Genomic DNA, 17,498 nt, shown 5'->3' on the forward strand with positions numbered 1-17,498 from the left:
AGGAATTTCCTCCACGGCAGTACCAAAAAATTCGGGATCCGAACGATGGCCGTCGCCCTCGCGACAGGAACGATGCTCACGATCGGAATGGCGCCGGCTTCGGCGAACGTAGAATCAGCGCCGACATCCGAAAGTGGCATCTCTTACGAACTGAGCGTAGGCGGCGAAAGCACCACGCTGGCTGAGGGTCAGTCTGTCGTCTACCCCATGGTGCCCATCGATCCAGACGCCGGCGTCGTCTATCCGTGTGACTACGGCACAATCACAGTCACGGCTGCGGGCGGGGTCTACCACTACGACATCGAAATGTCCGTTCCTGTCACGAACTTCATTGGTGCCTTCAGCATCATGGATCTCACCAGCGGTTTGAGTGGTGGCTCGGTCACCGAACTGATCTTCTCGGGAGATGTCCCGACCAGTAGTCTGCGCAACCATACGTATTCCGGCACGATCGCGGGAGAGGCGTTTTTTGCAGGCATTTCCGTTGCTCACACCGCACCGAACAATACGTCGTACACCTACAACGACTTTTGAGAAATCCAGATCGCAACTTCAGACATCGGAGACCCAGCATGAATCCCGCAGACGAGCTAAGAATTCTCATTGGCGATGGCGGCATCACAGAAGACGCGGTGCGGAGCATCACGGGCATCACCACCGAAAAGCTGAGGTCGTTCCTGAACCAGGCACAATCGGGGATGGTGGTCGCTGATCCGGAGAAGATGGAGGTGCTCTCGACTGACGAGAGTATGAGGCTGTCCATCCTGGTTGCGCAGCTGACCGCGGGGTTCCAAATCGACGACGACGAACGTCTCACTGCGATCCTCGAGTCACTCACCCTCGAGTGCGGCCTCACGGTACCGAACATCGCGCGACTGACAGGCCTCGAAATCGAGGATCTGGAGAGCGGTCTGCACGATCCCGCATCGGTACCGATCGAAAAGAAATACGCGCTTGCTCTTAGAAGTTCCTATGTCATAAATGCCGTGGGGCTAGCACGAACTCGATGAGCTGATCGGGCGTTGACCGCGATGCCCTAGTTCCTGTTGTGCCCCAGCGATCTGGAGCGTAGGACTTCTTTCCAATAACCCTCGCGATCGATCACGTGCTGGTCATCGGTCCGCATCGACCAAAACTCAAGCAGAGCGAATCGCATCGTCAAACGAAAATAGTCCTCGCCCTTCGCCGCAAGGTGAGCTTTCAGTCCGACGTTATCCCCGTGAAGCGTGAGGGCGTACTGGGACCAGCGTTGCCAGATTCCAGTGTCTCCATACGCCGAGCCGACGTAAGGCTCGCCCGTTACCTGATCATGAATGACGTAGACGCCCTTCATATGCTCCAACGCAACACGCCAGTCGGGTCGCCCCTGCTTCACAATCGCCTGAATCTCGGCAAGTGAGTGATTGATACGGTCATGTCCCGGAAACGGGTCACCGTCGAACGGTTGCTCGGCAATCATTGCCACAGACATGTCGTTCAGGCACGCCTCCATGTTCCGACGGCGGTTGCGACCGGCGAGTGCCAACCGAACGTAGAGCCTCTTGATGAACGGACCCATCAGATCCTCTCGAAGAACGACGTCGTACGAGTGTTGCCGCGGTTCAGGACGGCGGCCTAAAACTTCCCAGATCCCCCCAAACAGCCACAGCGTCGGATCGCTTTGATCCTGCGCGAGCGAGAAAATAAACTTCCGGTTGAAGTCGTCATTGACGTTGCGCCATGAGTTCCAACGTTGCCAAGTATCGGGGTCACTGCCGAGCACGTCGATAGGAAATGCTTCGCCGTTGAAAACGGCGCAGTGAAGCTTGTACTCCTTCGGATCGAAGTCCGACGGCAGCAAGGTCGCGAGCGAGATCAGATCCATGGTGAAAGGTTAACGCCGAGCAGCGCGAAGCCGGCTGCCAACTGACGCCCAGCCAAGCAAGCTCCCGCCAGCGCTCTGCCCGCATTGGAACCTCAGAGTCAGCTACAAGCGCCGCGGGTGCGGCAGTAGCACCTCGCTCATTTACGTCTGCCCAGATCGCTCGCGCCGGCCGCTGTCGCAGTATCCGGCACCGGATGCCCGACCACCGCCACCCCGAAGTTCCCACGCGCTCCCAGGGCGATCTCGCCCCACCCAGGCTCACCATCAGACTCGCGAGCGCTCGGGTTCGCCGCAGCCTCCGCCGTCTTGACGATGAACACCTCGGACATCCGCGACCCCGTCGCGCGACCCGCAGATCCACCCCCGGCAGCAATCCGGAAATACATCGACTCCGCGCCATCCACGCCCGGAACCGGCAACACCCCGAGCGGCCAGGTCTCGGTCGGCCACTCCCCCGGCCCGACCTGCGTCCCGGACAGCACATCCGATGCGTCGCAGAGAACTCCAACGGCGACGCGGCGGCCACGGGAGCCCACATCCCCTCCGCACCAGAGGGCAGCTCCAGATCAAGCGGAACCCACGACCCGCCGCTCTGCACCCGAACGGGAAGCGTGTACAACTCAGACGTCAACGATTCGTTCGACTGCCCCAACAGCTGCGCCGTCGGCGACTCTGCGAGTCATCGACCGCGCAGGCCCGTACGGCTTCGCGATCAGCCCGCCATCGCGGTACCCCGCGCCCGCTGTATATCCGCAACCGGCGCACTCGCTAATGGGGCACCGCCCTGAACTTCGGCCTCGTAGGGCGCTGCCGACGGGTCAGCAAAAGCCGTATTCGCGAGAACATCGCTCAGTGGCGCAAGTCGCATCCATTGATCCTCTGCGGCAAGACTCATCGAGGATGGCACTTCATGCTCCGGATACTCGCAGATGGCGGCGATCGCAAGGACGACCCTCTCACGAAGCACTCAACACCTCATCGCGTTTGCCGGCCGCCGAGGCACAATCGGCCGATTAGATCATTCTTTCGGCAGCCGGTTGATCGCTAGCGACAGGCCGCGCGGGCTGAGCCCGGTCACGTGTTGAATCTGAACCCAGGTCGCTCCGCCTTTCAGCGCAGCGCGAATCAGCTCATCACGCCGACCAATCAGTCTTTCGCGCTGCTCAGTCACGCCACGCAACGCCGCTACGGCCTTCCCGAGTTCGTCAAAAATTTCGGCCACAAACGCCACTCTATCAACCGAGGTTTTGTCACGTTACTGGGTAAAGTCCCGATCGAAAGCAGGTAACTTAATGAACCTCGAATCGCGCGACGAGAAAATCGTCTCGCCAAATAGCTCAATCGCGCCTCTCCTGAAATCGCTACGCGAAGATCTCTTCGATCTCGTAGATGGCCTACTCCCTACGCATATCGTCGATCACGTCGCCCATTCCATCCTGGTGCTCGAGTCTCTGAGCGAACCGCCGGTCCAGGGAGATGCGCGTCACCTCAGCTAAGCAACCTTTCCCCCGGATCCGGTAGCGCTCTACCGTTTCATATGCCCACCTGGAGCCATGTCGTCCGAGCCACAACCACAACGGCCGTCCGTGGCTGTCGGGAAACCAGTCCTTCAGGCGACCAACAACACTTCACTCGCTTACCGCGGGACTGTACCCGAAAGTCCTAAATGTGCTTGCGAGACACGGAAGACGCCGAGATGAGTTTGGGAGACAGAACGCAGCAGCGAGATCACGGGGATTCCGGTCGACCGTGATCTAGTAGGTGGCTGCCTCAACAACCTTTACTTTTTTGAGGCAAGCCTGCAGCTATCTCAAGGGTCCTTAACAATCGCTGGCAAGGTGGCCGACTTGGGCTCACCTCAATGTGCATTAGTTGGGCGTGAAAAACCGGCGTCCCAGGGTTGCAACCTATAGAGCAGAGAGACCCCTACCAAGCCCCAAATTCCGAGGCCTGGTAGGGATTAGGTGTTCGCGCTGCCGCGGCTATTCCTCTTTGCTCTCGAAGGTCTCTCCTTCTTGGACCGTGAAATGCTCGCCTTTTTCCGGATCGGATCCGAAGAAGCTGTCGTGCTCTCCAGGCGCCGACGGTACGACGCCTTTGTAGATGACATCGTTCAGGTCGTCGTTGTTTGAGTCGTCTTCCGAATCGTTCTCTCCCATGTTTCACCCCCTCGCGTTGATGATAGGGATGAGGGCGGTGATGCCACTAACAAGTAGCAGCATCACCGTGCCTGCCAAGAACCATTTCATTGCCGTCCTAGTGTGACCGACAATGTTTTTGAGGTCACTCTCGGCCCGGTCATATTCTTTACGAAGTTGACCGATGAGGCTCACGCGAGCATCGTATTTGTTGGCATTGGCCACGCTGCTGAGCACGCCGACGGGGTGCATCACACGGGTTCCAGTTACCGTCATGGACTTCACGGCGTAGACCGTCGCGAGCACGAAACAAATAATGGCCAGGGTGTAACCCGAATTCGCTAACGCTGAGACTAGCGAGGCCGCGATGCCTGAGGCACCAAGGACGCCGGCTGACCGGCCCCGGATGCTTGAAATGCGCCCTATCTGTCGTTCACGAAGCCGCAGTATCTCCTCGTGCGCGAGAATTAAAACGTCTTCCCGCATTTTCGACATCTTCTTTCCTTCCAGACTGGTCTCAGCAGAAAGACCCGCCCCGAGTCTTCGCTGCTAAAGATACTCAGCTGGTTCGGGGGAGCGCGAGCGAAGCGACGGCCTCAGAAGTTTGCCGGCCGATCGCGCGGTACATAGTGTCTGCGCCCTGCCGGGTCTGTTGGGTCCTAGATCGAACCACCCAGATTAATTTTTACGCGGCGGCGGGTGAGATCCTCGTCAATATCTCGCGCATCAGGTAGGGGCCGTGCCAGTCGGTCTAGTTTGATCACCATTGGGGTGTCCCTAGCCCGGTTCTGCGCGACACAAGCTTCATGCCCATAACACTCCCTCGCACAGCGGTAAGTCTCAAAGAACTGCAGGAAGATGACCTCATCGTCGCCTATAGAGATGATGATGATTTTCGGAACGGTGAAGCAGCTCTCGGTGGCGCGATTCTTCTTCGCCATGCCAACGCTCGTCCGGGCTCATGGGACGTGACCTATCGCGACAATCGGAGGGAAGCAGACGGACTCATCAACTTGAGCGACTTTGCGCACAGCTTCAAGATTTCGGCCGGACCCCGCAGTATCGGCGACCATGGGCCCTGGCGATGAGCCCTTCTATACGAGCGTTTGACCTGCAGCGGCGGCGACCAGTAGCGCCATGAGAACGCGGCCGCTGAGCGCTATGGTTCAGTGTTCGAGCCGACCACTGGGGTCCGGGGGGCTCAGAAACTTTCGGGCTTCGATGCAGAAGATGGCCGTAAAGGCCACTTTTCGTCTTCGTACCCTCGCCTCGCCAAGAACCCCTAAGCCGCCGCAGGCGCCGTCTAGGGTTCGATCCACACGGATATGGTTAGCAACATGGCCACAATCCGTCGAAGCATCTACTGGACCGTCCTCACGAGTGCCGGAGACCCGACCGCCCTGATCACGAAAGCGGTCTCGACAACCGACTTCACCGTCACCTCTTCAACTCCCACGTCGATTGTTATCGAGGTGCCCCGCGCGATGATCAAAAACCGCTGGGCCGCGACCATCCAAGGCACGCTCTCGCCCGGCGATTTGGGTACAGACATCGAATGGGTCGTCGAAGGCCTCGGCAACAAACACTTCGAGCACATGGTGACCATCGGGGAAGGAATGCCCGAAGGGTCACTATATGATCACGGAATCCCTGCCGCAGTCGCCAAAATCGCAATGAAATTCTTCGGACGTAAAGAGATCCGGCACCTTGCCAACGTGCTCGACCGCGGCGAGTTCGTGCACGCAATCGGGGTAGGTAACCTGGGCGGCAAGATGGGCATCGTAGCTCTGACCGACAACCGACTGCTCTTCCTCGAAAAGAGTATCGGCAGCGAGAACCTCGTCGAATTCGCTCTGGGTTCGATCGGCGCCCTCTCCTTGGGGAAGAAGATGGGCGGGGAGACATTGACCGTGACCCACTCGGGAACGAACGTCACAATCACGACGCTGCAGCACGGCCAGGGAGACGCCATCGCACGCAAGTTCCGGGAGCTCTCGGAGAAACCGGCAGCGGTGACAGGAGCCGTCACGCCAGCAGCTGATCCCATTGCACAAATCGAACGGCTCGCAGGCCTCCGCGACAAAGGCATCCTGACGGAAGCTGAATTCCAAACTCAGAAGACGCAACTCCTCCTCAACCTGTAACAAGCCGGCCGAGAGCCATCTACGCATCGTCGACACAAGGCGAGCTGACATAGTTGCTCAATGGGGAAGGGGCCATGTTCTCCGTCAACTCGTCTACTCGCTCGTTGGCTTGTCTTGCAAAATAAGCAGATTCGTAGCCGGCGGCGCAGCCGATGACGGCGACTCTCGCTTTTAGCTCCGCGTCTGAGACCCGGACCAATACGATCGGTGAGATGAACGCGACCGTCGTGTAATTGAGGGGGAGTCTTTGCCAAATGAGTTGAAGGTATGAACGCGGCGTACAGGCGATTTTTACGATTCAGACCGAGATACTCCCGAAATCAAGGTAACCCTAGAGAAATCACAGTCAGGTATTAGCATCACCGTGGCTTGGTCGAGCCCGGAGGTTCCGTACGCATCCTGGTTCATGACGAGCGCCACCACCTTGCCGGGCCTTCAGGTAGAGCCCAAACCCGTGCCGAAACGGGTGCTGTTTGAAGATTCTCATGGGACTGTGCTTCTCATCCGTTGTTTGGCTCGAGGCTTCCACGCAGATTCTGGGGGACCTGGGAGTGGCACGTTATGGTCTCGCGCAGCAATTATGGACGTTCGCGAGGACAAGGAATATGACCGCCCACACGGCTAGCAGACGGAGATATCTGGGCTGTCTGGTCGGTTCTGGCGGGGCGCGTTCGCCGGCCCTCCCGGGGCCGGCGGCGAGGGCTCTGCCCTCACGCACCCGCCCGCTGAGCGGGAATGGATGCATTAAGGCAGCACGAGTGGAGACAAAGGCAATGGCCTACCCAGGGCTACGGCATTCAGCATCCGACACATGTTTGCGTAGTCGCACCCCTTTACGGGCAGTGTTCCTCGCATGCAAACCTAGTGCGAGGTGTCATTTTGGTCAGCCCACTCGGCGCCAGAGCCGCCTCCACCAAGACGGCCGGTTTGGCAAAGGCGCTGTTCGTACTCGGTAATTGGTGAGCGCGCGGCGGTCGGACGCCTGCGCCTTCACTGCGTCCGCGGCGTCCAACGGGTCTTGCCAGTCAACTTCACCTCGGGTTATGAAGTAATGGGAGTTGCATGGAAGGCCTGTTGCGCCGACTGACGGTTTGAGGGACACCTCGCCGTCGAAGACGACCCGCCAGCGGGCCGGAGACAACTTCGTTACCACTTCGCGCCCGCAGCCACTTGGACAGATATGCCCCGCGGTCGAGTAGTTCGTGGAAACGTACAGTACGCCTGGCTCCATTGGTGCTGGGAACGACTCCACGAAGCTTGCAACGTAGTGATCAATCTCGGTCATTCAAGGTCGCCGTTTCGGATCTCGTTCGAGAAGAGCTTGTAGATGGTGAGGTTTGAAGGTGCGTGGGTTGCATGGAATCCGAGGTACCGTTTCCACCGAATGACGGCGAAAATCGCGTTTAGGGCGTTCAGTTCTGCCAGCTGGATGTTGCTGCTGTAGTCGTCTTCGCCCGGCGGAACGGCCGGAGCGGTCGGTAGGGGCGAGTCCTCCCCGGGTAGGTAGGCCGAGACCTTCGCTATGCCGGTGAGACCGTGCTCGCCTTCCCTGAAACTCATGCCGACATCGATGAATGGCACACCGCGGTCGCGAAGCCACCGCATGATCGCGGGTCGGGCCTCCGCGTCGGCGGCCGCCAGAAACACGAACGTTGCTCCTTCTAGAAGATGCAGGTTCTCCTCCGTGAGGGCGACGGGGTGCGCGGTAATACCGATGTGCATGCGTCCGTACTCGGCGGCAAAGTACTCGGCCTTATTTGGCTGTGCGGCTAAGACCTCGATGGCCACGGCCCCAGGGGCGCGGTAGGCGTTGTGAGTTTCTAGCGTGTCGCCGTCGATGAGGATGATCCGGTCGACCCAGGTCTTGGCGACTTGATCGAGGATGTAGCTGCCCGTACCGCCGACGCCGACGATCGCGATGGTGTGGCCCCTAAAAAGGTTGTTGAGCGTAATCAGTCCGGCACGGGTTGTGTTCGTGTCCGGGTAAACGAGCGGGAGGTCATCCGGCACGACCTGGTAGGAACCGTCCGTGATGTCGGCGACGGTTGGGTCGACCTGCCAGGCGGGGTTCCGCAGGATGTGTGCGTACTGCCGGATCTTGTCATGCAAACCCGCATAGGCGCCGCTCGGCGGCTTGAAGGACATCATGAACTCGGCGCGTTCCCCAACACCAAAATCATGTGGGTCCGGGGTCGCAAGTGGTCCGCCGTTTTCGTCGCGAGGCTCCTCGCCATCGAACCAGATCCGGTGATCGGTCGCGTCGGTAAGGACGTCTTCGAGAATGGTCACCGGCAGTACCAGCTGGCCGTCACGGCGTAGCCCAGACGGCGCCAGGTAGGGGAGGCGGCGGATGATGAGGTGCCCACTTCGGAGCACCAGGTCGTAACCGTCAGCGACGAGCCGGGCGATCGAACTGTCAGGACCGGTTGGCAGGTTCGACATCGAAGACCATCCCGTCCTTCACTTCGACGTTCTTGCCCGGACGCAGAGCGTGGTCGGAGCCGTGTCCGCGACTGTACTCGACCGTCGTGCCGGCCGGATCGTAAGGCTGCCCCGGGAAAGCGAGCTCGACGACCTGCTCGAATGTGATCTTCTTCTCGGACCAATGCTGCGCCCGAGTGTTGACGATTATCGTCGCTGTCTTGGTTTTTTCTCCAAGTGCTTCAACGGTCATGGTGTTGCCTTTCTGTGGGAAGTGCACGATCCGATTGAAGGTGCGCCGTGGCCATCACTGTATCAGCAAAGCGGCACTGGTGTTCAAGTGATTTGACGTGTCGTGTCACTCGTGCTTCATTTGGGCGTTATTCTCGAAACATGCAACGGATCCCTCATTCGTCAGCGACGTCACCGAGGACGGCGTGACCGGCTCCTCAGGCGCCTCGGGCGCAGAACAGATCGACCTCGCCCAGTTGGGCACCATGCTCCGAGAGCGACGCGGAACTTTATCGCTCCGACAGGCAGCCGCTGAGGTGGGTGTCAGCTTCAGCACGCTCACGCGCGTGGAAGCAGGAGCCCAGCCCGACTTGACGTCCTTCACTCTCATATGCGGCTGGCTGGGGGTATCTCCCGCCCAGTTCTTCATGCCAGTAGCAGAGCGTCGGGTCACACCTATGGACGAGGTCATCGCCCATCTCTCCGCCGATCCCCGACTCGAAGCTGACGCAGCGTCAAAAATCGCCAGCGTACTGAAGAACATGTATGACGTCCTCGCCAAAGCCCCCACACAACGACCCGTGGTTGCATGCCACCTGCGAGCTGCGTCTGCTCTTCGCCCCGGGGTACCGCACCGCCTGAACTCGATGCTGGGTGCAATGCACGACAAGCTGGCTGAGCGTGTCGCGGCCGGGGAGCTGTGACCCTCAGGCGCGGGTTCAAGGCAGAAGCTGAAAGGGAAGCAGCCCGCGTTCGCAAAGAACTCGAACTAGCCCCACATGATCGCCTCGACCCACGGCAGCTTGCAAAGCACCTGAGTATCGCTGTAGTCGATGCCTCCGACCTTGTTGACATCGCAGACCTCGAAGAGCTCGAGCGCCTCCAGGCCTTCGCATTCTCCGCTGCTACCTTCGAGATCGAGGATCGGTCGATCATCGTCGTCAATCCATTGAGAACGATCGGCCGCCAAAACAGCGACATCGCCCACGAACTGGCCCATGTAATGCTCAAGCACGTCCTTTCCGAGATCCGTGAAGTGGACGGCATGCCATTCCGAACCTGCAAACCGGAAGAAGAAGAGGAAGCGACCGCCTTTGGAGGAGCCCTTCTCCTCCCACGTCCGCTTCTGCTGAGCGCGGCACGTCGTCAAGCATCTGTAGATGAGATATCACAGCAGTACGAGGTGACCACCGAGATGGCGCGGTTTCGATACAACTCAACCGGAGTAGCAAAGCAGCTTGGTCGATAGCGCACGCGACAGCCGTAGCCGCAACCCTTTGTTACGGAATGGGGGCGCGAAAATTCTAGTTACGAAAGGTGTCCGTAGCGGGTACCGGACAAGCTTATTGACATAAGAACCGGCATCGGTTTGGCGGCCGCACTGTACACCGGTCAGCTCGATGGACGGCCCCCTCCGCGTCAACGCAGGACTAGTTGGGTGCGTCGCCCGTTTCGCGAGACTCCCGGGTGAGGTCTTCGCGGGCCTCGTGCTCGACGAGAACGGGGATGTAGTCGCGCACGGGCGCATCGGCGAGGGCCTCGTACTCGCTCTGCACGACGTCGTCGATGTGTTCTGGGGAGACGTCGGGGAACTTCTCTGCGAGGCGTTCAGCGACTTTGCCGACCGCTTCTTTTTCCTTTTCGGGTTCCATGGTTCCAGTATCGAGCCGTTACTCCTGTGGGCCAAGGGCGTACGTCATCGACGAGCGCCCGGCCCGCACCGTTGCGCAGAACTCAGGGGGTCTTTCGCTGGCGGGGTCCTGCCGACCGGGGCGGGGTCGCGCGAAGGCGGTCGGCTGCCTGGCCGAGGATGCGCGCGAGCTCGTCGACGTCACGGTCGGAGAGTGCGGCGAAGAGCAGCTGGTGAACGGTGGCGATGTGGCCGGGGAAGACGGCGGCGAGCACCGCACGCCCGGCGTCGGCGAGGGCGACGACGGTGCTGCGTTCGTCGTCGGGTGAGGGCGTGCGGGTGACGAGTCCGCGCTGTTCGAGGAGTTGCGCCTGGTAGGTCAGGCCGCTGCGGCTGTAGACCACTCCGTCGGCGAGATCGGTCATGCGCAGCCGGCCGTCGGGAGCGTCGCCCAGGCGGGCGAGCAGCTGGAACTGCACGTAGCTCAGGTCGCCGGCGCTGCGCAGCTGTTTCTCGACGGCGTGGCGCACCAGGCTGCTCACTTCGGTAAAGGCGAAGTACGCCCCGAGCTGTGCGGGCGTCAGGGACGTGGGCGTCTCGGTCATGAGTGCCATCATACGTGTTGCTTCGAGTTCGAAGCAGTGCTACCTTCGAGCTATTGCTACGAATTCGAAGCATATGACAAAGGGACAGATCATGATGGCAGTGCGTTTCCACGAGGTGGGCGGCCCCGAGGTGCTGAAGTATGAAGAGATCGAGCAGCCGTCACCGGCGGCCGACGAGGTGCGGATCCGCGTTGCGGCGTCAGCATTCAGCCCCGCCGACAACAGCATGCGGGCCGGGTTGCTGCCGATCCCGGTGCTGCTGCCGCACGTGCCGGGCTACGACGTCTCGGGTACCATCGACGCGGTCGGCGAGGGAGTCGACGGCGTCGCGGTGGGCGACGACGTGATCGGCTTCCTGCCGATGGAGCTCGACGGGGGCGCAGCTGAGTACGTGGTCGCCCCGGCGGATTCGGTCGTGAAGGCCCCGACGAGCATCCCGCTCGCTGACGCCGCAGCACTGCCCTCGGTGGCGTTGACCGCATGGCAGGCGCTCTTCGACGAGGGGCGGCTCGAGGCGGGGCAGCGTGTGCTCATCGTGGGTGCGGGCGGCGTGGTGGGCAAGTACGCGATCCAGCTCGCGAAGCGTGCGGGCGTGCACGTCGTGGCGACGGCGAGCCCGCGCAGCATCGACGCGGTGCGCGCGGCGGGCGCCGATGAGATCGTCGACCACACCACCACCGACCTGCGAAGCGCGGTCGGCGAGCAAGTCGATGTTCTGCTCAACCTCGCACCGATCGATCCGGAGCAGTTCGCCTCGTTCGTGGGGCTCGTTCGCGATGGGGGCGCCGTGGTCAGCACCACCGCGTTCATGGCGACTCCGGGCGACGACAGCCGTGGTGTGCGGGCGGCCACCGTCTTCGTGCTGCCGAACCGCGAGCGCCTGGCCGAGCTGGTGTCGCTCGTCGACAGCGGTGAGCTCACTGTCGAGGTGACCCGTCGCATCCCGCTCACCGAGCTGCCGGCCCTTCACGCCGAGGCTGCTGCGGGCGGAATCGCCGGGAAGGTCATCGTTCTGCCCGCCTGATGCTGCAACGGGGCCAGACGGTCAAGGCGAAGTCGGGCGACGGCCGACAGGGCGACAGATGCTGTGGATCACTGGTGCTCGGGCAGCAACGGCGCAGCGCCGGCGCGCGCTGCTGGGCAGTCAGTCTCGGCGGTGTTCGATCAGGATGGTGTCTCGCCACTGGCCGGCCCAGGGTCCGTAGGTCATGAGTGCGATGCGTTCTCGAGTTCCGATGCGACGGAACCCGGCCCGGTCATGCAACGCCAGGCTGGTCTCGTTCTCCGGGAAGATGCTGGACTGGATGGTCCAGATCCCGGCTTCCGTTGCCACGCGGATGAACGTGTCGACGAGCTGGAGTCCAACTCCCCGCCCGGCCGCGCTCGGCGCCACGTAGACGGAGTGCTCGACGACGCCCCGATAGACGGGCCGGCTGGACACGGGCGAGGCGGCGACCCAGCCGAGCACGGCCCCGCTGACGTCGGTTGCGACGAGTCGGCCGACCTCGAGCTTGCCGGCGTGGAAGTGGTCCCACGAGGGTGGTTCTGCTTCGAAGGTGGCGTTGCCGGTTGCGATCCCTGCCCGGTAGATCGATTCGACGGCCGCCCAATCCGGAGCTTCCATCGGGCGGATGCGGATGGTGTCGGTCACGGCCGGAGTGCGTGGGCTGCCCGGTCAAGGGCGTCGTTGACGACGCGGAAATATGCCCAGCGGCCGCGTTGTTCGCGGACGGCGAGGCCAGCGTCGACGAGTTGCTTCATGTGGTGTGAGACGGTGGGCTGCGAAAGCCCGACGGGTTCGGTGAGGTCGCAGATGCACGCCTCGCCGCCTTCGCTTGCCGCGATCAGTGAGAGCAGGCGTACCCGTGTCGGGTCGCCGAGCGCCTTGAAGGTGTGTGCGAGTCGTTCGGCTTCGTCGATGCTGAGTACTCCACCGGTGACAGCAGCGCAACAGGTCGCATCCGGGGTCGGAACGGGAAGCGTGATCGTCATGGTCCGATCCTTGCACGTCGTATTGACTTCTGTCGATACATCCAGCAGTCTCCTCCTATCGAGACTTGTCGATGCATGAAGGAGTTGAACGGTGCAGAAGAGTGAACTTCCCGTGGTTGTGATCGGGGCGGGGCCTCAGGGCCTCGCTGCAGCCGCGCACCTGGTCGAGCGAGGTCAGCTGGTAGAGGTGTTCGAGGCTGGTGGAAGCGCTGCTGCCGCGGTAGCCGAATGGGGTCACGTTCGACTGTTCTCCGCGTGGGGCGAGCTCGTCGACGCAGCTGCTGCCCGCCTGCTCGAACCGACCGGGTGGACCCGTCCGGCGAGCGGGTTCCCGACGGGTGCCCAATGGATCAGCGGCTACCTCGCCCCGCTCGCCGCAGGCCTCGGCGACCGTGTCCGCTACAACTCGCGGGTCGTCGGTGTGTCGCGCCGAGGCCGCGATCGCCTCGTCGATGCCGGACGCGCGGAGCAGCCCTTCACCGTCCACGTTCAGACATCTGACGGGGACGAGTGCCGCGTCGACGCCAGGGCGGTCATCGACGCGTCCGGGACCTGGTCGACTCCGAACCCCGCTGGCGCCGACGGCCTCCCCGCGCTCGGCGAACGCGCAGCTGCGGAGATGTTGGAGTACCGCATCCCTGACTACCGGCACCGCAGCCGGTATGACGGCAAGCACAGTGTCGTCATCGGTTCCGGGCATTCTGCCGTGACCGCTGTGATCGCGCTGGGCCGGATCGCACGCCGCGATCCGGCCACGAGTGTCACCTGGGTGCTCCGCCGCGGCTCTGTGGGGAACACCTTCGGCGGCGGGGGCGCGGATGAACTGCCGGCCCGTGGGCAGCTCGGGATCACCGCGAAGGAGTTCGTCGACGCCGGCCTCATCGCCATGGTCACCGGATTCCGAGTCGAGAGGATCGACCGCGACAGAGACCGGATCATCCTGACCAGCGAGGATGGCCGAACCCTCCTGCCCGCTGATCACGTTGCAGTCCTGACCGGCTTCCGACCCGACCTGTCGTTCCTGTCCGAGCTTCGCCTGGAGCTCGATTCGACCCTGCAGGCCCCGATACGCATCGCCGTGGAGGTCGACCCGAACCAGCATTCCTGCGGTTCGGTCGCCGCGACCGGCGCTCGTGATCTCGCGCAGCCCGAACAGGACTTCTACCTGGTGGGGGCGAAGTCCTATGGGCGGGCGCCGACGTTCCTCGCCATGACCGGGTATGAGCAGGTCCGCTCCGTGGTCGCCGAACTCGCCGGCGACCACGAGGCAGCGACGCGGGTCGAGCTGCAGCTGCCCGACACCGGTGTCTGCGGTGGTGCTGGCCTGTTCGACTCGACCGGCACCGCGATCGGTGGGAGCTGCTGCGGCACACAGCGCTAGCTGCGAGCCATCTCTCGAAGCGACCCATCTCGTTGCTCCATGAGGCTTCACCGCTGGTCGTCGGCGGTCTGCCTCCGTCGCCAGAACCGACCGGACCCGCCGCGCGAACAGGGCGTCGTCGCCCGAAGTCGTTTCCGAGGCGGGTGAGGCGCCTCTCGATTCTGTGCACCAGAAAGTCATTCCGGGCCAGACACCCTGCCGCGTACCGTCGAGTGAAGACGCCGACAAGCGTCGCTCCACGATGATGATTCTCGACCGCCCTGAGCGATCGACACGAAGAGGTGTCACATGTATTCTCCGACTCTCAGCGGGCGACCGTCCGCTGCCGACAGCGGGGACGAGTCGTTCGACGTAGTCGTGCTGGGTGCCGGTATGGCAGGACTCTCGGCAGCGGTAGAAGCTGCCAGGGCGGGCGCTCATGTCGTCGTGATCGAGCAGGCTCCCGCTGTCGGGGGTTCAGCGTGGCTCTCGGCCGGAATGTTCTGGACAGCGCCCGACCTCGCCGCCTACCGGCAGAGAATTCCGCTTGGAGACATCTCGCTCGGTCGACGTCTCGTCGCCGACTACGCGGCTGCACTGGCAGACATCCGCAGAACCGGGGTGAGTGTGGCGACCCAACCGCAGCACAACGTCATGACGTTCGGTGTGGGCTACTCGTTCGATGTCAAAGAGTTTCTGCTGTCGCAGGTTGCCGAGCTGGTCGAGCGCGGCGCTCAAGTTCGCCTCTCGACATCTGTGGAGTCCGCCACCCGGCGGCCCGACGGAAGCATCCACCTCGAACTGCCAGGTGGGTCGGTGACCGCGCCCAGCGTCGTCTTTGCGACGGGGGGTTTCCAGGGTTCGGATCGGAAGCTCGCCAAGCACATGGGCCCCAATGCCGCTGCTCTTGTTCATCGCTCGAACCCGAACAGTCAAGGAACCGGCCTTGACCTGGCTACCGCTCTCGGCGCCGATATCGCCGGAGATCTGTCGACGTTCTATGGCCACCTGCTGCCATCTCCGCTCCAGTCTTTCGCTGTGCAGAATTTCCTTCCGTACTCTCAGTACTATTCCGAACGCACCGTGCTGGTGAATCTCGACGGCAGGAGGTTCGTTGACGAGTTCGACGGGGACGAACTGCTCAACCAGCAGCTGCTCCGACAGCCGGAAGCGCGGGGCATCCTGATTTTCGACCAGTACGTTCGCGCCACGCACGCCACTGCTGAACCGTTCCCGAACCTCGGCGTTCTCGACCGGTACGCCGCGGGAGTCAGTGCCGGTGCCCGTCACGTCGAGGCCGACACGCTCGAGCAGCTCGTAGCCGCCTCAGACATCTTCGATCTCGACACGGCGCAGCTGGCGATCACCCTGCAGAACTACTCCGCTGCGGCAGCTGCCGGCGAACGTACGGTCGACGGGATTCGCCTCGCGGCGGAAGCCCGACCTCCTCAGACCGGTCCGTTCTACGCGATCGAGGTGCAGCCCTCGATCACCTTCACGTTCGGCGGCATCCGCATCGACGACCGCGGCCGTGTACTCCAGGCGACGGGTCGGCCGATCGACGGACTGTTTGCCGCCGGTGCCGACATTGGCGGTCTCTCGAATTACGGTTACGCGGGTGGTCTCGCTCCGGCGTTCATCTCCGGCCGGTGGGCGGGCGAGTCGGCCGCAGCGCATGCGCAGCCGTCTTCGACGACGGATGCCCGACCTGAACTCCAGCGAAACGGACGAGCCCTGTGAAAACGGAACGGAACACCTGCGACGTCGTCGTGCTCGGCGCCGGAATCGCCGGCCTCGCGGCCGCCTGCCGCGCGACAGATGAGGGGCTGTCGGTCGTGCTGGTCGAGAAGTCAGACGCCGTCGGCGGCAGCAGCGCCATGAGTGGAGGATTCTTTGCCTTCTCGGGCACAGACGAGCAGTGCGAGAAAGGGGTCGAAGACTCCGCAGAGCTGTTCCTCGCCGACATGCTGGCCGTCGGTCAGAACGCGAACGATGAGTCGCTCCTTCGGGCGTACCTCGACGAACAGGCCGAGGTCTACGCCTGGCTGAAGAGCAGGGGCGTTGTCTTTCGGGCGCTCGAACTGAGTTCGGGGCAGAGCGTTCCCCGCAGCCACCTCTCTGACATCAAGGATGTTCTGACGATGCTCGCCGACCAGTTCGTGGCCGCTGGCGGCCTTCTCCTGGTAGACAGCCGGGCGACTCGGCTGGTGCAAGACGCCGAACGGGTGACCGGGGTGCACATCGAGTCGCCCAGCGGACCCCAGACGCTGACCGCGACCAGTGGCGTTGTCGTCGCGACCGGTGGCTTCAGCCGCAGCGCCGAGCTGTTGAAGATCTTCGCACCCGAGCAGCTGGCCGCCATTCCCTACGGGGGCAGAGCGAACACCGGCGACGGTCTCACCATGGCCTGGATGCTCGGGGCCGGCCTTGCGGACATGTCGTACGTCTCGGCGACCTACGGCTCGCACCCCGACACGACCGAGGCTTTCCACGAGCTGCTGACGGCCTACTATCTCGGAGCCATCATCGTGAACAGTGACGGACGCCGTTTTGTCGACGAGTCGCAGTCGTACAAGACCCTGGGAATGGCGTGTCTCGCCCAGCCGAACGGGCTCGGCTTCGAAGTCTTCGACAGCGTCGTGAGGGCGAAGTCGCACCCGGGTGTTCCCCTGAACGACATCGGGATGCTCGAAGATCTCGGCCACGTCTTCCGCGCCGACACGTTGACTGACCTCGCCGAGCTCGCCGGCATCGATGCGGCAGCGCTCGAGCAGACCGTCGAGCGTTACAACACCGCGGTCAGAGGACTGGGTGACGACGAGTTTCAGCGAAACGGCCTCTGCAACGGTGTCGGCGAGCTGCTTCCGATCGTTGCACCCCCGTTCTACGCCTACCCGGCCAAAGCGCTGATGACGTCGACATACTGCGGCCTCACGATCCGCCCGGACGGCCGCGTGCTGCGGGTGGACGGCAGCGCGATCGACGGACTCTACGCCATCGGCGAGGTGACCGGAGGGTTCCACGGTGCCGCGTACATGACCGGCACGTCGCTGGGCAAGGGAGCGGTCTTCGGTTCCATCGTCGCGAAGACGCTCAGAAACGCGAGGGAGTGA

Annotated in this window: 22 protein-coding genes and 1 pseudogene; 10 read left to right on the plus strand and 13 right to left on the minus strand. The window is 62.5% G+C overall.

The genetic code is table 11. The features are described from left to right. Positions 1–45: 45 nt before the first annotated feature. Positions 46–534: a hypothetical protein gene (locus tag FB464_RS15330; protein ID WP_116416270.1), complete on the plus strand. Its 489-nt coding sequence runs from the start codon at positions 46–48 to the stop codon at positions 532–534. A gap of 38 nt (positions 535–572) precedes the next feature. Continuing rightward, on the plus strand, positions 573–1,010 hold the full coding sequence (locus tag FB464_RS15335; RefSeq protein WP_116416269.1) for an HTH domain-containing protein: 438 nt from the start codon (positions 573–575) through the stop codon (positions 1,008–1,010). A 26-nt stretch (positions 1,011–1,036) separates the two neighbouring features. Here FB464_RS15335 and FB464_RS15340 read toward each other — a convergent pair whose 3' ends face one another. The 6 genes from FB464_RS15340 to FB464_RS20525 all read right to left on the minus strand — a co-directional run bounded on the left by FB464_RS15340 (position 1,037) and on the right by FB464_RS20525 (position 4,943). After that, positions 1,037–1,864: a GIY-YIG nuclease family protein gene (locus FB464_RS15340; RefSeq protein ID WP_116416268.1), complete on the minus strand. Its 828-nt coding sequence runs from the start codon at positions 1,862–1,864 to the stop codon at positions 1,037–1,039. A 137-nt stretch (positions 1,865–2,001) separates the two neighbouring features. After that, the gene (locus FB464_RS15345; protein WP_116416267.1) at positions 2,002–2,346 is read right to left on the minus strand and encodes a hypothetical protein; all 345 of its coding nucleotides are present in this window, start codon (positions 2,344–2,346) and stop codon (positions 2,002–2,004) included. 536 nt (positions 2,347–2,882) lie between these two features. Further along, a complete protein-coding gene (locus FB464_RS15350) occupies positions 2,883–3,086 on the minus strand; it encodes a hypothetical protein (protein ID WP_142206731.1) in 204 nt (67 codons plus the stop codon). 760 nt (positions 3,087–3,846) lie between these two features. Further along, the gene (locus tag FB464_RS19895) at positions 3,847–4,023 is read right to left on the minus strand and encodes a hypothetical protein (protein ID WP_170152014.1); all 177 of its coding nucleotides are present in this window, start codon (positions 4,021–4,023) and stop codon (positions 3,847–3,849) included. Between the two features lie 3 nt (positions 4,024–4,026). Further along, on the minus strand, positions 4,027–4,497 hold the full coding sequence (locus FB464_RS15355) for a hypothetical protein (RefSeq protein WP_142206732.1): 471 nt from the start codon (positions 4,495–4,497) through the stop codon (positions 4,027–4,029). A gap of 164 nt (positions 4,498–4,661) precedes the next feature. Beyond that, positions 4,662–4,943: a recombinase family protein gene (locus FB464_RS20525; RefSeq protein WP_211327429.1), complete on the minus strand. Its 282-nt coding sequence runs from the start codon at positions 4,941–4,943 to the stop codon at positions 4,662–4,664. Between the two features lie 396 nt (positions 4,944–5,339). Here FB464_RS20525 and FB464_RS15365 point away from each other — a divergent pair, with 396 nt between their 5' ends. Continuing rightward, a complete protein-coding gene (locus FB464_RS15365) occupies positions 5,340–6,146 on the plus strand; it encodes a PH domain-containing protein (protein WP_170152013.1) in 807 nt (268 codons plus the stop codon). Positions 6,147–7,029: 883 nt separating this feature from the next. Here FB464_RS15365 and FB464_RS20610 read toward each other — a convergent pair. Genes FB464_RS20610 through FB464_RS15375 form a run of 3 tightly spaced genes read right to left on the minus strand, consistent with a single transcriptional unit; the run spans position 7,030 to position 8,820 of the window. Then, positions 7,030–7,431, minus strand: coding sequence for a ubiquitination-like system serine protease family protein (locus tag FB464_RS20610; protein WP_425472431.1), 402 nt, complete (start codon positions 7,429–7,431; stop codon positions 7,030–7,032). Then, positions 7,428–8,588 carry a ThiF family adenylyltransferase gene (locus tag FB464_RS15370; RefSeq protein WP_116416264.1) on the minus strand — a complete coding sequence of 387 codons (1,161 nt, stop codon included), beginning with the start codon at positions 8,586–8,588 and terminating at the stop codon, positions 7,428–7,430. The genes FB464_RS20610 and FB464_RS15370 overlap by 4 nt, the downstream gene beginning before the upstream one ends. Further along, positions 8,563–8,820 carry a multiubiquitin domain-containing protein gene (locus tag FB464_RS15375; RefSeq protein ID WP_116416263.1) on the minus strand — a complete coding sequence of 86 codons (258 nt, stop codon included), beginning with the start codon at positions 8,818–8,820 and terminating at the stop codon, positions 8,563–8,565. The genes FB464_RS15370 and FB464_RS15375 overlap by 26 nt, the downstream gene beginning before the upstream one ends. Positions 8,821–9,064: 244 nt before the next feature. On the opposite strand from FB464_RS15375, the pseudogene FB464_RS20315 reads away from it, so the two are divergent. The 3 genes and pseudogenes from FB464_RS20315 to FB464_RS15385 form a co-directional block, all read left to right on the plus strand. Continuing rightward, positions 9,065–9,208, plus strand: a pseudogene (locus tag FB464_RS20315) (helix-turn-helix domain-containing protein); the annotation flags it as partial. Between the two features lie 48 nt (positions 9,209–9,256). Further along, entirely contained in the window at positions 9,257–9,502 is a 246-nt protein-coding gene (locus FB464_RS20320) for a hypothetical protein (protein WP_246093215.1), read from the plus strand. Beyond that, positions 9,499–10,047 carry an ImmA/IrrE family metallo-endopeptidase gene (locus FB464_RS15385; protein ID WP_116416262.1) on the plus strand — a complete coding sequence of 183 codons (549 nt, stop codon included), beginning with the start codon at positions 9,499–9,501 and terminating at the stop codon, positions 10,045–10,047. The genes FB464_RS20320 and FB464_RS15385 overlap by 4 nt, the downstream gene beginning before the upstream one ends. Before the next feature lie 181 nt (positions 10,048–10,228). On the opposite strand, the gene FB464_RS15390 is transcribed toward FB464_RS15385, so the two are convergent. Both FB464_RS15390 and FB464_RS15395 read right to left on the minus strand, forming a co-directional pair. After that, positions 10,229–10,450, minus strand: coding sequence for a three-helix bundle dimerization domain-containing protein (locus FB464_RS15390; RefSeq protein WP_116416261.1), 222 nt, complete (start codon positions 10,448–10,450; stop codon positions 10,229–10,231). 82 nt (positions 10,451–10,532) lie between these two features. Beyond that, entirely contained in the window at positions 10,533–11,033 is a 501-nt protein-coding gene (locus FB464_RS15395) for a MarR family winged helix-turn-helix transcriptional regulator (protein ID WP_116416775.1), read from the minus strand. Positions 11,034–11,124: 91 nt separating this feature from the next. Here FB464_RS15395 and FB464_RS15400 point away from each other — a divergent pair, with 91 nt between their 5' ends. Further along, on the plus strand, positions 11,125–12,057 hold the full coding sequence (locus tag FB464_RS15400; protein WP_116416774.1) for an NADP-dependent oxidoreductase: 933 nt from the start codon (positions 11,125–11,127) through the stop codon (positions 12,055–12,057). A 120-nt stretch (positions 12,058–12,177) separates the two neighbouring features. Here the strand turns inward: FB464_RS15400 and FB464_RS15405 are convergent, their stop codons facing one another. Both FB464_RS15405 and FB464_RS15410 read right to left on the minus strand, forming a co-directional pair. Further along, complete coding sequence (locus tag FB464_RS15405; protein WP_116416260.1) at positions 12,178–12,684, minus strand: GNAT family N-acetyltransferase; 507 nt, start codon at positions 12,682–12,684, stop codon at positions 12,178–12,180. Further along, a complete protein-coding gene (locus FB464_RS15410) occupies positions 12,681–13,025 on the minus strand; it encodes an ArsR/SmtB family transcription factor (protein ID WP_116416259.1) in 345 nt (114 codons plus the stop codon). Before FB464_RS15410 ends, FB464_RS15405 begins: the two co-directional genes overlap by 4 nt. Positions 13,026–13,116: 91 nt before the next feature. On the opposite strand from FB464_RS15410, the gene FB464_RS15415 reads away from it, so the two are divergent. The 3 genes from FB464_RS15415 (at position 13,117) to FB464_RS15425 (ending at position 17,498) form a co-directional block, all read left to right on the plus strand. After that, complete coding sequence (locus FB464_RS15415) at positions 13,117–14,406, plus strand: NAD(P)-binding domain-containing protein (RefSeq protein WP_116416258.1); 1,290 nt, start codon at positions 13,117–13,119, stop codon at positions 14,404–14,406. A gap of 288 nt (positions 14,407–14,694) precedes the next feature. Beyond that, on the plus strand, positions 14,695–16,125 hold the full coding sequence (locus FB464_RS15420; RefSeq protein WP_116416257.1) for an FAD-dependent oxidoreductase: 1,431 nt from the start codon (positions 14,695–14,697) through the stop codon (positions 16,123–16,125). Continuing rightward, entirely contained in the window at positions 16,122–17,498 is a 1,377-nt protein-coding gene (locus FB464_RS15425; RefSeq protein WP_116416256.1) for an FAD-dependent oxidoreductase, read from the plus strand. The genes FB464_RS15420 and FB464_RS15425 overlap by 4 nt, the downstream gene beginning before the upstream one ends.

Origin of the sequence: Subtercola boreus (assembly GCF_006716115.1) — a bacterium.
Taxonomy (GTDB): domain Bacteria; phylum Actinomycetota; class Actinomycetes; order Actinomycetales; family Microbacteriaceae; genus Subtercola; species Subtercola boreus.

Excerpts from the sequence above, each read along its gene's own strand:
- FB464_RS15330 (WP_116416270.1), top strand. The coding sequence starts at position 46 with ATGGCCGTCGCCCTCGCGACAGGAACGATGCTCACGATCGGAATGGCG.
- FB464_RS15335 (WP_116416269.1), top strand. The coding sequence starts at position 573 with ATGAATCCCGCAGACGAGCTAAGAATTCTCATTGGCGATGGCGGCATC.
- FB464_RS15340 (WP_116416268.1), bottom strand. The coding sequence starts at position 1,864 with ATGGATCTGATCTCGCTCGCGACCTTGCTGCCGTCGGACTTCGATCCG.
- FB464_RS19895 (WP_170152014.1), bottom strand. The coding sequence starts at position 4,023 with ATGGGAGAGAACGATTCGGAAGACGACTCAAACAACGACGACCTGAAC.
- FB464_RS15355 (WP_142206732.1), bottom strand. The coding sequence starts at position 4,497 with ATGTCGAAAATGCGGGAAGACGTTTTAATTCTCGCGCACGAGGAGATA.
- FB464_RS20525 (WP_211327429.1), bottom strand. The coding sequence starts at position 4,943 with ATGGCGAAGAAGAATCGCGCCACCGAGAGCTGCTTCACCGTTCCGAAA.
- FB464_RS15365 (WP_170152013.1), top strand. The coding sequence starts at position 5,340 with ATGGCCACAATCCGTCGAAGCATCTACTGGACCGTCCTCACGAGTGCC.
- FB464_RS20610 (WP_425472431.1), bottom strand. The coding sequence starts at position 7,431 with ATGACCGAGATTGATCACTACGTTGCAAGCTTCGTGGAGTCGTTCCCA.
- FB464_RS15370 (WP_116416264.1), bottom strand. The coding sequence starts at position 8,588 with ATGTCGAACCTGCCAACCGGTCCTGACAGTTCGATCGCCCGGCTCGTC.
- FB464_RS15375 (WP_116416263.1), bottom strand. The coding sequence starts at position 8,820 with ATGACCGTTGAAGCACTTGGAGAAAAAACCAAGACAGCGACGATAATC.
- FB464_RS20320 (WP_246093215.1), top strand. The coding sequence starts at position 9,257 with ATGGACGAGGTCATCGCCCATCTCTCCGCCGATCCCCGACTCGAAGCT.
- FB464_RS15390 (WP_116416261.1), bottom strand. The coding sequence starts at position 10,450 with ATGGAACCCGAAAAGGAAAAAGAAGCGGTCGGCAAAGTCGCTGAACGC.
- FB464_RS15395 (WP_116416775.1), bottom strand. The coding sequence starts at position 11,033 with ATGACCGAGACGCCCACGTCCCTGACGCCCGCACAGCTCGGGGCGTAC.
- FB464_RS15400 (WP_116416774.1), top strand. The coding sequence starts at position 11,125 with ATGATGGCAGTGCGTTTCCACGAGGTGGGCGGCCCCGAGGTGCTGAAG.
- FB464_RS15410 (WP_116416259.1), bottom strand. The coding sequence starts at position 13,025 with ATGACGATCACGCTTCCCGTTCCGACCCCGGATGCGACCTGTTGCGCT.
- FB464_RS15420 (WP_116416257.1), top strand. The coding sequence starts at position 14,695 with ATGTATTCTCCGACTCTCAGCGGGCGACCGTCCGCTGCCGACAGCGGG.